The 14,653-nt window shown below is 61.7% G+C and carries 17 protein-coding genes and 1 pseudogene; 7 read left to right on the top strand and 11 right to left on the bottom strand.

Features of this window, described 5'->3' with window-relative positions; genetic code table 11:
* On the top strand, window positions 1–202 hold a 202-nt coding region (locus A3M7_RS46705; protein ID WP_198033765.1), incomplete at its 5' end, for a transposase.
* Here the strand turns inward: A3M7_RS46705 and A3M7_RS49690 are convergent.
* The 4 genes from A3M7_RS49690 to A3M7_RS0118685 all read right to left on the bottom strand — a co-directional run bounded on the left by A3M7_RS49690 (window position 181) and on the right by A3M7_RS0118685 (window position 2,715).
* Complete coding sequence (locus A3M7_RS49690; protein WP_027545296.1) at window positions 181–501, bottom strand: hypothetical protein; 321 nt, start codon at window positions 499–501, stop codon at window positions 181–183. The genes A3M7_RS46705 and A3M7_RS49690 overlap by 22 nt on opposite strands.
* A gap of 100 nt (window positions 502–601) precedes the next feature.
* Window positions 602–823, bottom strand: coding sequence for a DUF3489 domain-containing protein (locus A3M7_RS51260; RefSeq protein WP_084302277.1), 222 nt, complete (start codon window positions 821–823; stop codon window positions 602–604).
* 120 nt (window positions 824–943) lie between these two features.
* Window positions 944–1,885 (bottom strand): hypothetical protein, encoded by a 942-nt coding sequence (locus A3M7_RS48615; RefSeq protein WP_156936915.1) that lies wholly within the window; start codon window positions 1,883–1,885, stop codon window positions 944–946.
* A 47-nt stretch (window positions 1,886–1,932) separates the two neighbouring features.
* A complete protein-coding gene (locus tag A3M7_RS0118685) occupies window positions 1,933–2,715 on the bottom strand; it encodes a hypothetical protein (protein WP_156936916.1) in 783 nt (260 codons plus the stop codon).
* Between the two features lie 1,294 nt (window positions 2,716–4,009).
* On the opposite strand from A3M7_RS0118685, the gene A3M7_RS0118690 reads away from it, so the two are divergent.
* The 4 genes and pseudogenes from A3M7_RS0118690 to A3M7_RS50530 form a co-directional block, all read left to right on the top strand.
* On the top strand, window positions 4,010–6,727 hold the full coding sequence (locus A3M7_RS0118690) for a hypothetical protein (protein WP_027545298.1): 2,718 nt from the start codon (window positions 4,010–4,012) through the stop codon (window positions 6,725–6,727).
* A gap of 143 nt (window positions 6,728–6,870) precedes the next feature.
* Complete coding sequence (locus A3M7_RS0118695; RefSeq protein WP_027545299.1) at window positions 6,871–7,176, top strand: hypothetical protein; 306 nt, start codon at window positions 6,871–6,873, stop codon at window positions 7,174–7,176.
* 27 nt (window positions 7,177–7,203) lie between these two features.
* Window positions 7,204–7,653 (top strand): hypothetical protein, encoded by a 450-nt coding sequence (locus A3M7_RS0118700; RefSeq protein ID WP_027545300.1) that lies wholly within the window; start codon window positions 7,204–7,206, stop codon window positions 7,651–7,653.
* A 165-nt stretch (window positions 7,654–7,818) separates the two neighbouring features.
* Window positions 7,819–7,950, top strand: a pseudogene (locus A3M7_RS50530) (Ku protein); the annotation flags it as partial.
* 46 nt (window positions 7,951–7,996) lie between these two features.
* On the opposite strand, the gene A3M7_RS0118705 reads toward A3M7_RS50530, so the two are convergent.
* From A3M7_RS0118705 to A3M7_RS44460, 4 genes are all read right to left on the bottom strand, one after another.
* Entirely contained in the window at window positions 7,997–8,410 is a 414-nt protein-coding gene (locus A3M7_RS0118705) for an MOSC domain-containing protein (protein WP_245284275.1), read from the bottom strand.
* A 146-nt stretch (window positions 8,411–8,556) separates the two neighbouring features.
* A complete protein-coding gene (locus A3M7_RS0118710; RefSeq protein WP_027545302.1) occupies window positions 8,557–8,766 on the bottom strand; it encodes a hypothetical protein in 210 nt (69 codons plus the stop codon).
* A gap of 223 nt (window positions 8,767–8,989) precedes the next feature.
* Entirely contained in the window at window positions 8,990–9,205 is a 216-nt protein-coding gene (locus A3M7_RS0118715; RefSeq protein WP_156936917.1) for a hypothetical protein, read from the bottom strand.
* Between the two features lie 69 nt (window positions 9,206–9,274).
* A complete protein-coding gene (locus A3M7_RS44460; RefSeq protein WP_084302279.1) occupies window positions 9,275–9,793 on the bottom strand; it encodes an aldo/keto reductase in 519 nt (172 codons plus the stop codon).
* On the opposite strand from A3M7_RS44460, the gene A3M7_RS0118725 reads away from it, so the two are divergent.
* Window positions 9,723–10,133 carry an aspartate/glutamate racemase family protein gene (locus tag A3M7_RS0118725; protein WP_049823523.1) on the top strand — a complete coding sequence of 137 codons (411 nt, stop codon included), beginning with the start codon at window positions 9,723–9,725 and terminating at the stop codon, window positions 10,131–10,133. The genes A3M7_RS44460 and A3M7_RS0118725 overlap by 71 nt on opposite strands.
* 103 nt (window positions 10,134–10,236) lie before the next feature.
* Here the strand turns inward: A3M7_RS0118725 and A3M7_RS0118730 are convergent, their stop codons facing one another.
* The gene (locus A3M7_RS0118730; protein ID WP_027545305.1) at window positions 10,237–10,542 is read right to left on the bottom strand and encodes a hypothetical protein; all 306 of its coding nucleotides are present in this window, start codon (window positions 10,540–10,542) and stop codon (window positions 10,237–10,239) included.
* Window positions 10,543–10,657: 115 nt separating this feature from the next.
* Here A3M7_RS0118730 and A3M7_RS46725 point away from each other — a divergent pair, with 115 nt between their 5' ends.
* Window positions 10,658–11,875, top strand: a complete 1,218-nt coding sequence (locus A3M7_RS46725) for a DUF4145 domain-containing protein (protein ID WP_084302280.1) — start codon at window positions 10,658–10,660, stop codon at window positions 11,873–11,875.
* Window positions 11,876–11,883: 8 nt separating this feature from the next.
* On the opposite strand, the gene A3M7_RS0118740 is transcribed toward A3M7_RS46725, so the two are convergent.
* Both A3M7_RS0118740 and A3M7_RS0118745 read right to left on the bottom strand, forming a co-directional pair.
* Complete coding sequence (locus tag A3M7_RS0118740) at window positions 11,884–13,005, bottom strand: DUF4062 domain-containing protein (RefSeq protein ID WP_063629449.1); 1,122 nt, start codon at window positions 13,003–13,005, stop codon at window positions 11,884–11,886.
* Window positions 13,006–13,117: 112 nt separating this feature from the next.
* The gene (locus tag A3M7_RS0118745) at window positions 13,118–14,653 is read right to left on the bottom strand and encodes a DUF2235 domain-containing protein (protein ID WP_027545308.1); all 1,536 of its coding nucleotides are present in this window, start codon (window positions 14,651–14,653) and stop codon (window positions 13,118–13,120) included.

Below are 14,653 nucleotides of genomic sequence, written 5' to 3' on the forward strand. Positions count from 1 at the left end.
CGAGCGGTCGCGACATGAGCGCAAGAAGATCGAGATGCGGTTCGCACACTTGAAGCGCATCCTGAAGCTCGGTCGGCTTCGACTGCGTGGTCCACGAGGCGCTCAGGACGAGTTCGTTCTGGCCGCCACCGCTCAGAACCTAAGGAGGCTCGCATCGCTGGTTGCGCGACCGCCACCCGCTCAGGCTCTGTGTATTGCGTAGCGTAAAAGTTGCGTAGAGAGCGCGGGGGCGCGGGACCAAACCCCGTCGCCCCAAGTGAAAACGCCGAACGATCCATCGCACACAGCCGACTTTTGCAACAAAATCGGCAGAGAGCAGATTTCTGGCAGCGTCATCGTGCTGTAGCGCGATAGGCGGCGGTGCTCTGGAGCCATCTTGCCGGTGCGGTTCACGAACTGCCACGGCGGGTCCGCTAGGATCGTGGCAAAGCGTCGGCTCTTGGCGAAGCGCAGGAGATCAGCGTCGGGTTCGTCTTCAGTTCGGGCAAGCATGTACATCATCCCCCTACGCCATGCTAACCATGCGCTGATTCGGTCGGTCAACGAAATACCCGCACTGTCCCCAATCTTACTTACGACGGGATGAAAGCCCAGCAGGCCCCTACCCGCCGCGCTGGCTCAACCCCGGACTATCATCCACGCGGTAATGATTAACGCCGTTCTCGCGCCGACGCTCAACCCGCAAATTGTGCATTTTAGCCAGCTTGCTTATCGCACCGCGTAGTGTGTGAGGCCGCCAGCCAAACTTGCGGGCCAGTGCGGGCGCTTCACACCACCCTGACCTTAACTCGTCCAGCAGTTGGTCTGCCTTTGATCGTTCCATCCATATGTTCCGAGTTGGAACGCTCTCGGTCCAAACGTCTTTGCGCTGTACTTTGACCGCGAGTGCTTGGGTACGATTTAAGCTAAAGCTCAATTCCCCTCAGGAATCCGCGGATCAATCTCAGTTTCGTACTTTCATGTTTAAAGCATTGATCTCCCTCCCTAGACCGCACCTGTCATCATGAAAAGTCTCGAACGTGATGGTGTGTTGAGGGCCGTCTATTATGACCCCACCCTTTCCGTGTGCTCCGGGTGGGATCACTCCCAACTTGCGGAAGTACACTCCGATCTTTAGTGGACCGTCGGGGCTGTCGCCAAGTTGCCACCGCTTCTGCAAGGAAATAGAACATGCAAATACTTTTTCCTCGTTCCTCCAAAACTCGACCGGTACAGTTGCTATTACAACCGCGTTTGGCTTCGCGTCTGGAAGTTCGGGGCAGGAATCGGAAAAAAAGCGTCTAATGACCACGCCCCAAGGTAGGTTAGACTGCATTTCATTCCCGATGCGCTCGATAGCTTTCTCGTTGTGTGCTACGCAAACAGGGATTGGATACACAGGCCGGATATTAAACTCCGTGAAACGAACCTTATCCGCACATGATAAATCTGGCGCAAAGTGTTCCCACTGAGCACCAGCAGCCCGAATACCGGAAGGGCGGCCGCATCGAGAAATCCCGAATGGTCCGTCACAGCGACTATTCAATGAGCTGAGTTCGTATCCATTTGGACTACCATCAAGCAGAGGCGGACAAGCTGGAGCGGAAACTCGCCGACACACCCGGTAAGCAATCACAGGAGGGTAGGCGTTCGCATAATCGGGTACAGTACAGGTGACAATTTTGTCGCGGACCTTGTCAATATACCACGCGTTCATCTCTCGTGGATTTGTGCCGCATTCCGGGCTGTGAAGTTCACCTACAGCAACGTGTCCCGGGGGAAGAGGGTGCGATTTGCACTCAGCATCCAGCGCAAGCGGCGGAGAGTTTCCGTTGACCTCGGCATTGGAATTTTCGGCAAAAAGGCCGAGGAAAAGAGCCACCGCGAGAAATAGCAGCACCTTCATCGGAGAACCTCGCCAAAAGAAGCCAGGTTGCGGGCGTGCTGGAGCAGTTATTGGGGGCACCTGATGGTCGGGTCCTGATTGTGATACAGAACTCCATTCACGAATTTACCGAGGTTGCCGTGCTTGTCCGGGCAAGCGCAGCGCACCCACCCCGCGGGAATGCTGACTGCTTCTGGTTGACGCGCGGCATCCGCGGCTTTGGCTCCAGCTCTTTCCTCAGCGGCTTTGGCTCTTTTCTCAGCGGCTGTGGCTCTTTCATCAGCGGCTTCAGCTCTTCCCTCAGCGGCTTTAGCCTGTTCCTCTGCCGCTGCCGCCTTTTCCTGTGCCGTCTTGGTGGCTTCTTGCGCTTCTTTTGCCGCGTGAGCGGCTGCGCGGACTTTGTTCTCCTGCTCCACGAGCACCCGCAGCTCTTTTAGAAATTGAAGCGGTGTCTGCACCAGGGACCTAGACGGAACCGGATAACCGATACTCTGTGCCACGGCTGCAATGAAGTCGATACAGTTCTGGTCAGCTAACCTGTACTCCTTGTCGGACGACGGTGCGATCTGCTTATCACCTGCCCCGACGTAGCTCTTGCTATCCCATTTATGAACCTCTCCATATATTTGCTGGCGCTGCGTCACCGTAATCGGAATAGTGACGGAATCCTTGGTCTTCGAAATCTGCTTCAGTAATTCCAAGCGATGTGTAGGATTGCAGTCATCGCTGGGTCCACATCTGTACTCCGCTTTCAACATCCCGGGTCCTTTGATTATGCCACCCCTCTCGGTTGGATAGAATCCCAATATTTCTTCTTTGACCCCACTACTGGTTTTCACTCCGATGATCATGTAGGCGTGCCCGAAATACGATACTGCTTCTGATCGCTTCAGCTCCTGGCCCCGCGCGGCGAACGTAACTGTTAAGCCGCTATCCGCCTCGGCCGAATGACAAATTCCGGGGAGCGCTGTCACGCAAACGCTGGAGAGGAGGAATAACGTCGTAACCACGGGACGCGACTGTAGCATTAGCGAGGTTCGACGTGACGAAGCCGACTTATTAATAAGGGCTACGGTCATCGAAGCATCCGTTGTTGCTCAAGTTGAACGCTTCACCCTACAAACCGGAAAGTCAAGGCGAACGTCGGACGCTATCTGAAAGTAGCCGCACCAGCTCCGATTTCCAGAAGCACCCCCGGCGGCAATCGTGAGCACCTGCATGGCGTGACATTAGCGGGCGACCAATCTCACACCGGCAAAATGGAAGCCAAACGCAAGCGGATACAACTTCGCATATCTGCGCGCCACCGGGCCCTGTCACCCTTGAGACCGCACCTACATGCTGGAAAAGCCCCACGCGCTCACCCAGATAGCGAACGGCCAATCGAGGCAAAGCAATGAAGAATGCTCTGTACCGGTGCTCCACCCCAATTTTGGTGGTAGCGGCTCATGGTAGCACTGGCGAAGCAGCGAAGTTGATATGTGCTTGTTCTAAAAGCGCTTCCTAAGTCGGCGGGCCCTTCCCCTAGGGAGCGCCGTTTGTTAAGCGATGGTCGCTTGCAGTGAGACTGAAGCTCGCCAACTCCGTGTTGCAAAAATACAAAATCCTGCTACAAAAGAGGCTGATGCGAGCGCAAATTCGCTAGTCTTTTCAATGCTGATGTTGCTGGTTCGTGGTTCCCACCCAACTATTCCAATGGTAACTTATTCTAATCTTCGTTCGAAGCCAATAACCGCTAGCTACCACGTAGCTACCACGGCGACGGAAACGCGGTCTGTTTCTAAAAACAGTCATTCGTTCTAAGAGCAGTCATTCGTAATGACGGGTCGGGGGTTCGAATCCCACTCTCTCCGCCACTGATTTTCAGCAGCGCAGAAGTCCTTCAAATATCAGCGTTTCTTGGACCGGCGGCATTTGCACGGTGGAGCACCTTGGTGGGGCACTCTCAATGCTCTTTTGCCATATCCAGCGGGGATTTTCGACTCTAAAGCTGAGCGCCCGGACGCTGCGGCATGCCGCGTTCGATCGTCGACCATTCGCGCCGCTCGACACCGTGCTCCTGTCGGAACGTGGTGTGCGATTGACGTAGCCTGAGCGCCCGCAGAAGTTCGGTCGCGCGCCGATACGCGAAAGCTCAGACACACGATGAACCCGAAACGAAGAATCGCACTGATCGACCGCCTCGCCGATGCGGTCGGCTACGTAGGTCCCGACTTCGAAAGGTTCGGCGGAATTTTCCTGGACTGCCTGCTCGAGCTTCCCATCAACCATCAAGGCGTCAATCTCGTCGGCTACCCCGTCTCGGGCGTCATCGACAGCGTAGGCGACGACGATCGCCTGATCGCCGAATACTCGGACAAGGGCGACTACTTCGAAGGCGGCATGCAGAAGGCGGAGGACGATCTGACCAAGGCGCTCGGCCGGAAGCCGAACGCGCGATCCGTCTTCCTTCTGTCGGGTCGCCGACGACGACCCCAAGCGGCCCAGGCATTCGAGACGCGGGTCCGAGCGTGGCGAACGATGAAGGGAAAGTCGCTGCACCTCTGGGGCGCAGAGGAGATCGCGGCACGCTTGATCGACGAGCTGCTTCTCGACGACCGCGCGGTGAGGCGGCTCGCGTATCACCTTCCCGAATTCGAGCGGATGCATGACGAGGAGGCCGCGAGCCATGCGGTACCCGCACCCGATCGCCAGCAGATCATCCGGACGGACATCGACCAGGAGATCGCCCGAAGGCTCAAGCATGAGGCGTGCGTGGAGATCACGGGAGTCGCGGGACTAGGAAAGTCGGCCGCGGCGGCCGCCTACGCGATCGAGCATCGGGATGAATTCAATCTGACGGCATGGTTCGATCCGAACGAACTAAAGCGGCCGGAGGACCTCCAATCGGTGCCTCTCGTTCGCGGCGGTGCGGTCCGGAACGTGGCCTATCTCCTGAAGACGCGCGCGTGTCTTTTGGTCATCGACGATGCGGGCCCGGATCTTGCGATCGACGCGCTCGCGAATCTGTGCGGACCGAAGTCGAAGATCATCCTGACCCGACGCGTCTCCTCCGTACTCTCGTTTGAGTTGCCCTTCGTTCCGCAGGCGGTCGCCCGAGCCATGCTGGAGCAGTCGGGATCGGCTTGCCCCCAGCACGTCTTCGATACCGTCTGGTCGACCGTCGGTGGTCATCCGCTTTCGCTAGGTCTGATCGGCGCGGCTGCCCGGCAGGGCGTGTCTTGGTCCGAGCTCGCGGTTGACTGTCGTAGCATCGGAGATCTCGATGACCGAGGTCAGCGTCTCGCCGACCGGTTGCTCGGTAGATTGCGTCCTTCCTTGCAACGAGAGCTTTCGGTGTTCGCCTGGTGCGGCGGGCCGGTCTGTCCTGCTGGTTTCCTCGAGAGCGTCATCCAACCCCTTGGTCTGCGGAAGCTTCGGGGAAACTGCCTCACGGCCTTTGACCGCAACGACGTCAGGCTTCACGACGTCGTTTTCGCTTCGTTGGATGCCGGCTGGTGCCAGCCAGACCGCAGCACCGAGCTCGATGCTGCGCTCGAGTCTTTCCTGATTTCATCGGCGGCGGAACCCGGCCTCCGGCTCCTGACCACAGCACGAAGCCTGCGAAGCAAGCTGGAAGACCTGGTATCGTCGGGATCGCGCAATCCGGCATTTCGCTACGCATTGCTCCAGGCCTGGGACGCAGCCGAGCTACGGCGGGATCTGATCGGAGATCCGGCGAAAGATGCCGATGCGATCGTTTCGCCGCCTCCGCTGGCGATCAGCGCGATCATCGAGGCCGTCGAGCAGTTGTTTCTGCACGAACGGCTGGAAAGCCAGGACGCTGCGTCGACGAGGCTGAGAGAGCGCCTCCGGATATTCGACAAGCTCGCGATCTTGCCCGGGCTTTCGGATCTCGAAGGCGCGCAGCTCAAGCATCATAAGGCAAAGGCGCTCAAGCGCCTCGGCGAAGCGCGCGCCGCTACCGAACTCTTCGAGGCCGTGCTCGCGGGTCCAGTCCCCATGGACGAAGCGCGGTTGCAGTTGATCGATCTCTATAGAGGCGATGCCTCCATGGAGGAGCGATCCGTCGTACTCGTCGACGAGATTCTCGGGGGCATGGCAGCGGGGAAACACGTCGTTTATTCGGTCTTTCTCGGCATCATCGAACGGTTGCCGCGAGGGCCGGCACGGTGGCGCGACGAACTCATCGCCCGGCATTCCGAGGCGATCGAGCGGACGATAGTCGATGCGGCGAACGTCGGAGTGCAGCAGGCGCTTGCCGCATTCTCGGCGCTCGGGCGGTACATCTCGACCGAGCATCCCACGCTGTTCGAGAAGATATTGGATCAACTTCCCGAGCCGGACATCGCTTCTCTCCAGACGGACAACGAGCGCTTCTACTGGGCCGAACTCTCGAGCGAGGCGGCTCGGCTCCCCAACGCGGACGTGCTGCCGATGAGAGAACGAGCGCTCCGGTTCCATGCGGCACTCGTCAAGCCACAACCGTTCCATCTGCAGAGGCGCGCCGAACTGCTGCTGGACGCAGGCCGGTCGGACCAAGCCGAACCGCTGTTGCGCGACAGACCGGATCTTGACAGGAGCGAATGGATCCAGCGGCTCATGGCGCGCGCGCGCCTGGGCATGGGCTTTCCCGCCGATGGCCTCGAATGGATCGACAAGGCGCTCGCCGGGCTGAGCATCGAACACTTCCGAAGCGAATTTCTCGAACTCCGCTTCGAGATCCGCCAGGCGCTCGGAGATCGACACGCGCTCGAGGATCTCAAGGGGGCCATCCTGGCAAGCAGGAAGGAGAAGGAAAGCGCTCGCCTGAGAGCCAGGCTATCGGAAGCGACAGGCCGGCAGCCCCCAGCACCCGCCTGAAGGCGGGATCGGCCCCGTCCGCGCGCCGGGGCGAGCCGACCCGAGAAGGCACTTGCCAAGCGTTATAGACCCTACTATATGGTTGCCGTTGCGACCGTTAGTGACAGTATTATATGGTCGCCTCGCACTGAGGAGTAGCGCAGGTGGCCCAAATTTCTGCCGAAGCCCTGACTTTAATCGACTCGATAACCCGCGATCTCTCTCGCCTTCGCGGCCTGCTCCAGCCCCAAGAACTCGACGTCGGCGACCCGAAGGATCCGCGAAACAAGACCGCGGACGGCAAGCTCTCGGAGCGCGGAGTCGAAGTTTGCTACCGCATGTATGACAGCGGGCTGACCCGCTACGCCGTCGCCGACGGCATGGCCATTTCCTACGGCGCCGCGACCCATCGTTTCGGCGCCTGGCAGAAGGCCGGTGGTCAGGGTCGCGCGCGCGCTTCGATCGACTGATCGCTTCCAACAGCAAGGAGAACGAAGATGATCGACGTTTCCAAACTGAAGACCGTGCAGGAATGCCGGAATCTCATGACCAATGCAGCGCGTCTCGGGCGCGACGACGTCCGTCGCGCCGCTCTCCGCCGTTGCGTCGAACTGCAGGCGCCCTCCGATCCCGATCCCGTGATCGGAGGGTTCGGCGCCATGCTGGCCGCGCTCGAAGAAGTCTTTCGCCTGCGCTACGGGCGGGCCTTGAAGGCGAACCGCACGCGGGCAAAGGCCAAGGACGCCGGCATCATGAAGGTCCTGGTCGACTGGGCGCGCGGGCACGGTCAGGGGACCGGGTTCGAAATGCTGATCGAGGAGGGGCTCGGCGACTACACCGGCGAGTACGTGGTCGCCGTCAACGCGAAGCGGTTCGACGCGAGCGCGGTGCTCGCAACACGGGGCAGGCTCGCTGCACGCGGAATTAACTTGCCTCCCGGTGCGTAAGCCGTTCCGGAGCGCCGATCTTACCTTGAACACCGGACCCAGCAATCGAACTCAAGACCAGAAGGCCCGCCAAGCGGGCCTTCTTCGTTTTTGATCGGGACTCCGGACGCGGTCTCCTGGACTCGGGGCGCCCTGACTATCGCGCCGAACAAAACCTACGGGACGATGTCGGAACCGGGTGGGCTTGATCGTCTTGAATCCAGGTCCTTGGATCCCTGGAGTTCGCGTATGGCCCCCCGCGCCAATTGGAAAGGCTTCCTGCGTCTGTCGCTCGTCACATGTCCGGTGGCGCTCTATCGATCTAGCTGCACGGCGTGAAGGGGACGCGGCGTGAACGGCCCGCTCAGAGCGGCGGAAGAAGTCGACGAGGCCGGGTGGGCAGATCGACTTGAATGGCGTCGCCGGGGCAGACTTCGCCGCCATGAGAAACAACGCCCATCACGCCGGCCCTGAAGGGCGGCCCGGACAGGTTGCAGACCAAGTGTCCCTTCAGCCCGTTTTTGAAACGGTCGATTAGAACGCAGGGCGTCCGCAGACCTGTGACGCGAACGGTTGCCGTCGAGCCGATCTTGAGCTCGGTGTCGAGCGGTAGGCTCTCGAGATCCAGACCGGCCGTCGTGATGTTCTCGCCAAGATCGCCTGGGCCGAGATCGTAGCCGTCTGTCCGAAGCTCGGCGAAGAGTTCGCTGGGAAGAAGATGGACCTGGCGAAGATTGGGACTTCGCGGATTTCGCCGCGCCAGATAGCGATGCTTCACGAAAGTCCCAAAATGAGCGTCGCCTTCGACGCCGAGGCCTGCGATGAGGGTCGCCGAAACGCGCGGCGGCTTGCCGAAGCGATGCTTGTCGTCGATCGAGACAACAACGACGGTGCCTTGAAGCGGAGCCCGTCGTTCGTTCGCTGCTATGCTTTCCTGAGATCCCAAAAACAGTCGTCGCGATTGAGGTCTTCGCCTTCGTCCATGCCGAGCGTTCCGCCGTCGCCGTGAACGAGATCGCGATCTTTGCCTTCCGTCTTGTCGGCATCTTCGACGACGGCTTTGCGCATATCGCGCTCCGTGTCCTTTCTTGGCGCAGGGGGCGTCATTTTCGGCTTGCCTAGCTTCAGCGACATCTGCCTTTCCTTTCCTCCCCCGATCGCCGACCCGCTATGCGAAGCGCGTCGGCGACGGTGGATGTGCAGTTCTCGGATGCCGGTCGTGCAGGAATTCCGCAAGATCGTTCGCGATCACCCCATCGTCGACCGCGGCCGCGAACAGGCGCTCCTGCGCGTCTCGGGGAAGATCCGCCCAGACCTTGAGGGCCGCCAGTCCGAGCAGAGCGGCGAACCTGTTTTCCTAACTCGACGATGCCTCAAAGCGAGCGGTCGGCTCGTCGCGAGGTGCGGCAGTCTCCGTCTGGGGCGCTGCCTGCCCCCCTTCTTCCGGGGCCGAGGCTGCGTCGCCGGCGGCGGCCTGGCGAGAGCCCTCGGCCGCGAGTTTGCCGTCGCCGACGATCTCGGCGAGGAGTTGCTTGGCCGTGCCGGCCAGGGAATCCATATCTCGATCTGTCATCCCGTTCTCCTGAGCCACAAGGTGCCCAACGAACCGATGCCGGGAGCGTTCCTCTGCGGAAGCCCGCCGTCATTCCGGGAGAGAGGGAACGGCTGCCTCCTTTTCGATCAATCCTTGCGCCTTCAACTCCTGCCAGAACTCCGGCGGCATCTTGGCCTGCAGCGAATTCCAGTCCTCCCGGATCTGTTTGCCGCTGCGCGCGCCGACGATCAGCGCGACCCCGACGTCGGCCGCCGCGGAGAACTGGAGCGCGGCGGTGCGCAGGTCCACTCCGTATCGGTCGGCCACGGCCTGGAGCTTGCCACGTTTTGCGATGACCTCGGCGGGGATCACGTAGTTCTTCTTGCCGTAGTTGTAGCGCGGACTGCCCGAGATGAAGCCGGCGTTGAGCGAGGAGCCGATCACGAGCGAGATGCCTTTCTTCCGGACCGCGGGGAAGAGCTCGTTCACCGCGCTGGCATGATCGATCAGCGAATACTGGCGCGAGCGAAGACAGACGTCCAGATCCGCGTCCTCCATGACCTTCAGTATCGGCAGCGGCGTGTTCACCTCGATGCCCCAGGCCCGGATGATGCCCTCGTCGCGCATCTTCGACAGCGCGGGGAAAGCCCCTTACGTCGACATCATCGTGCCCGATGACGACCACCAACTGCTCGTCATGGAGTCGATCTACGGCGCGGCCGGCGTGAAGGCCGGTTTCACCGAGGGGAAGTGCCGAGAAGACCTGAGCAAGGCCATCGTCCACCTGGCGGAACGGGGCGCGCGGGTCGCCGTGCTGGGCTGTACGGAGCTTCCGCTGCTGTTCCCGCAATCGACCGATTTCGATGCGCGCGAGACGACGGTGGCGCTCGTCGATCCCACTATGCTGCTGGCGGCTGCGTGCGTGCGACACGCCGTGGCATCGGGCAATTCCAGCCCCAACGTCTGAGTGGCAGGCTCTTCGCTGCCTCTGCGCGTGTGCTGCTTCTGAATCCGAGACGTTCGAATCCATGGATGGAGCGGATGCGTTCGCGCGTTGCTCCGATCTTTCCTCAGTATCCTTGATCTGGAGCCGCCGGTAACGTCAGCAACTGGCGCCGAAGAACGCTTACCTCGTATTGCGCATCCATCTGTCGTTGAAACAGATCGAACAGAGCCTGGACATCTTCGCTCATGGCCGGGACGTCGATCGACGATGGAGTTGCTTGGTGTTGCTGAGGCGTGCCCCAGAGCCATCTTTGAAAATGATCGAGGTTCGCGTCGCCGACGAAGACCATGGCGAACACCCACAAACCCATCATCCAATCGTAGAATGCCCGCGCCACTTTGGGGTCGAGAAGACGGAAAAGGAGTTTCATCGCGATCCTCCGTCAGCTCCCAGCAAGGGCTACAATGTAGCCGATTCGGCCGAGCGCGATCCTGTGAATATGGGGGATCACAAGGCCCGCAAGAGCGGAACTATGTGGGTGCGTAATGGGCTATTGTCCGATCTGCAAGACGTCATCGAGCCTCGAGCAAGCGGTCGGCGGCGACTACCGGCGCGTGGAGTGCCGCAAATGCGGCAAGTACCAGATCACGGGTTCGGCGCTGGCGATGCTGGAGTCGCGCCTGAACGACGCCAAGAGCGTCGCGCGTCTGAGCCACGCGACGCGCGCAATGTCGTCGAAGTCGGAGACCGAATGGCCCGAGATAAACTCGTTCAATCTGGACGACATGGTCAAGCAGCCGCTTCCGTCCGTGGACCGCCAGATGACCAACCTGCTGGCGTGGGCCGCAGCGGATCTCGACGACGACCGCCTCGGCTCCGTCGAGTTGCCGGACGAAGACGATCTCACCGCGGTGATCGGAACGCTCGACGGGGGGCGAGTGGACGATCTGATCTCGCAGACGGCTGACGCAGGACTGATCCGACTCGTCCCCGATCATGCCATCTCGATCACGTCGGCCGGTTGGGACCGACTGGAGCCGCCGGTCAGGTCGGAAACGCGACCGATGGCCGAGGCCACGGCGTCCCCAAGGGCGGGGGAGATCGTCAAGGCGCACTGTGGCGTTTGCCACGGCGAGAAGAATTCCTGGCTTCGCGCCGAATACACGGACAAGGGCGGCGAGGGGGTGGATGGCTGGAGCGAGAGCTATCAGACGGTGCAATGCTGCGGTTGCGACAAGCTATCCGTCCGGCATGAAATTTGGCGGGCGGAATGGGACGAGGCCGACTTCGACGAGCAAGGTCGGCCGATGGTGCGACGGGGCGCCAAGGTCTCGTATCATCCGACGCAGACGGTGCGCGCGAAGCCAGCCTGGGCCGACACGCTCGGCGACGAAATTCTCCGGGATGTCCTCGACGAGTCCTATTTGGCCCTGAACAACGGACAGCGGATGCTGGCATCGGTGGGAGCGCGCACCTTGCTGGATCGGGCAGGGCACATCCTGATCGGCGACGTGAAGGGTGGGTTCGAGGGCAAGCTTTCGGCGCTGGTCGGCGGTGGACATATCAGTGCGCAAGAGAAGGATTCGCTCGATGCGGTGGCGGACGCAGGCAATGCGTCAGCGCACCGCGGCTACACGCCGACCCCGGAACGACTGGCCCGCATCTTCGACATCATCGAGAATTTTTTGCACCGTGCGTTCATCCTCGCGCCTGCGGCAGACGAAATTCGCAAGACCACTCCGCCTCGTCCCAAAAGGGCTTGATCGGAAGGCTAGATCCCCGAAGCGAGCGCTGTCACGATCGCCTTTCTCTTCAGCGCTCCTCTCACGAGCAACTCCCTCTGATCCGACTGGTCCAGCCATTCGAGGAATTTCTGTATCCCGTGCCGGGTGGCGATCTCATCCCCGCATCCGGAAATCAAGACCAGTTGGATGGCCTGAACTGGATCGAACACGTAGATTCCGAATGGTGCCGCCACCACCGTGGCGTTGGGAAAACCGAGCATCTTCTGGGATTGTCCTCCCGTAGCCGCCTTGTGGCATGCGATCAGATGGATCGGCCCACCGTCGATCGAGGCGAGGCGCTTGGCGAGCAGGTGATCCTGGAGATGCGGCTGCCCCACCATTTCCCGCGCCGCCGGTACCGACATCGCGTCGGGCACTGCGCCGAGGACGAAAAGGACCTGCTTGTCGGAGACCGTCCGGACGCACGTGCGATCGCCCGTCTCGGCCTTCCGTGACTTGGTCATCGCGATCGAGGATCGCGCTGCGGCGATCATCTGGTTGCTGCGGTCCACGTACCCGAGCCTGTTCCACTCCAGGGCCGGACCGAGATAGCCGCTCCCGCGCCGGGCATCCTTGGTGCCGCGCTGGGTGAGCATGATCGTGGCTTTGGCGATGGTCCTGCAAATCTGCATTTCCAGCGACGCCGCGTCCTTGGCCGAAGCGATGAACCTGTTGGCCCGCTCCATGTACGCCTGGAAGAGCTTGTCGGCCGCCGCGGACGGCGCCGACGGCGCGGAAAGCTCGCTGATGTTGATCGCGAACGTCTTGCCGGGTGCCTGCTCCCACGCCGTCTGATACTCGGCGTGGCAGATGCCGACCGTGCCATCCTTGCCGGTCCAGCCGGCATTGCCGTTGAAGAGGGCCACCAGGATGTCGCAATCGCGCGCCTGCGACATGCACTCCTCCCAGGAATCCCGGCTGGCGTCCGCGACGGCGTCCTCGTTGATCCATACCTCGTAGGGCGTCTCTCCGAGTAGCCGTTCGGCTTCGATCTTCTGCTTGATCTGGCGGCGTATATCGCTCAGCCGGACGGCCGGCTTCGAGGCAAGCGGGAACGGGTCGTTGCACCTGCTCGAGATCATGATCTTGATCTTTGAAGACGTGGCCATCGCGCTTGCTCGCTGTTCGATCGGTTGCTTCCGCGCGATCTTGGCGGATGCGACGGCCATCCTCAACACCATGCCGCTGGTCGGCGACGCCGGCCGCACTCTCTACGACCGGTTAGCTCCCGGCAACAGGCGGATACAGGGTCGCGAAATCGTCGTGATGCCGCAGGGCTTCCGGTCTGTACGCTCCGGTGCCCGCGCACTGTACGACCTCGGGAAGACCGAGCCGCGTCCGGACCGTCGGATGCAGCGGAGCGTCGTGGGTGATGTCGCGGATCTTGGTCGGCCAGTTCATGTTGCCGATCAGGCGCTGCAGCCACCCCCATTTCGGCAGCTTGACGGCGTAGCCGTCCAGGGTGTCGCGCATGCCGGCGATTTCGCAGTGCCGCACACCGTCCGCGCCCGGAAAGACGTGGAGTGCCTGGCCGGCGTCACCCGTGTTGGCCATCTTTAGGCCGCCGACGAAGATCGGCCCGGTCTTGAGCCCGTCAGGTACAGACGTCGCCTGGTCGCACATCCAGGCGAGCGCGATGTCGGACAGGCGGGACTCGGGTTCGGGATAGGAGCCACCGACGTCCGAGTGATTGCCGGCGAACCAGAGCTGGACCAGCCTGTCGTGGCCGGGGAAGTGCGGAGCTCCGTCCTCGCTGCCGCCCCAGCCAACGCGATCGAAGTCGCGTCGCGTCTCGTCGATCGCGTTGGCGGCGCGGGCGAACGCGACGTGCCTGCTCAGCAGCTTGTCGAAGTTCTCCCCCTTCCACTCGGCGACGTGGGATCGTGACTGTCCCTTGGCGGGGTAGTCCGTGATCGTCTTCACGTTGGCCTTGTTCTGCCAGCGCCAGAAGAGAGCCACCGCGATCGCGGCCGACAGGATCTGGAGACAGAAGCCGACGAACATGAAGCCGGTCCCGAAAACCCAGGCGGAGATCGCCGAAAGCGCCACCGCCGGCAGGAAGCCTGCGGCGAGCCCCGCGACCGCCACGCCAGCGCTCAAACCCGCCTGGATCGCGGTGCGCCTGACGCCGCTCGCGCCGAGGGCGGCGACGGTGTCGAACACGCCGATGAAATAGGGTGCCGCATTCGAATCCGAGCCGTCGCCGGAGCCGTACTTCGACTGGAATCGGCGGGCGAGTTCGAGACGCTCTGCTTCGAATTCCTGGCGCGGATGGCCGGCGCCGTGCTCGAGCACCGTGTCCACGGCCTCCCAAGCGATGTCGTTCACCGCCTTGCGGAAGCGCGGGAGCGGACCGTTCGGCGTCTTCGTCGGGACGCCGCAGAGCATCAGCAGGTTGGCGAGGCTGCGGACGGTGTAGGCGCCGCGGCTGAACCCGAACAGGAAGATCCGATCGCCCGGCCGGGAGTGGTTCACGATGAACTCGTAGCAATCCGCGATGTTGCGCTTGATGCCGGCGCCCATCACCGAGCCGAGCAGTTTCTGGGCGAAGCGGACCGGGGCGGTGACCGCGGTGGCGCCGATGTCGGTGCCGAGACCTGCGTCGTAAAACACCACCTGCTTGGCAGGGTCGACCGCGCCGTCGGGATGATCGCGCGAGATGCGGCACATCTTATAGATGTTGCTGATGCGCTGCTCGGGACGGGCGCCGCCGTCCTGACCGGTGCCGTCGGAAAAGACCACGATGTTCCTTGCCAT

The sequence above is a fragment of the Bradyrhizobium sp. WSM2254 genome (assembly GCF_000472645.1).
In the GTDB taxonomy this organism is placed as follows: Bacteria; Pseudomonadota; Alphaproteobacteria; order Rhizobiales; family Xanthobacteraceae; genus Bradyrhizobium; species Bradyrhizobium niftali.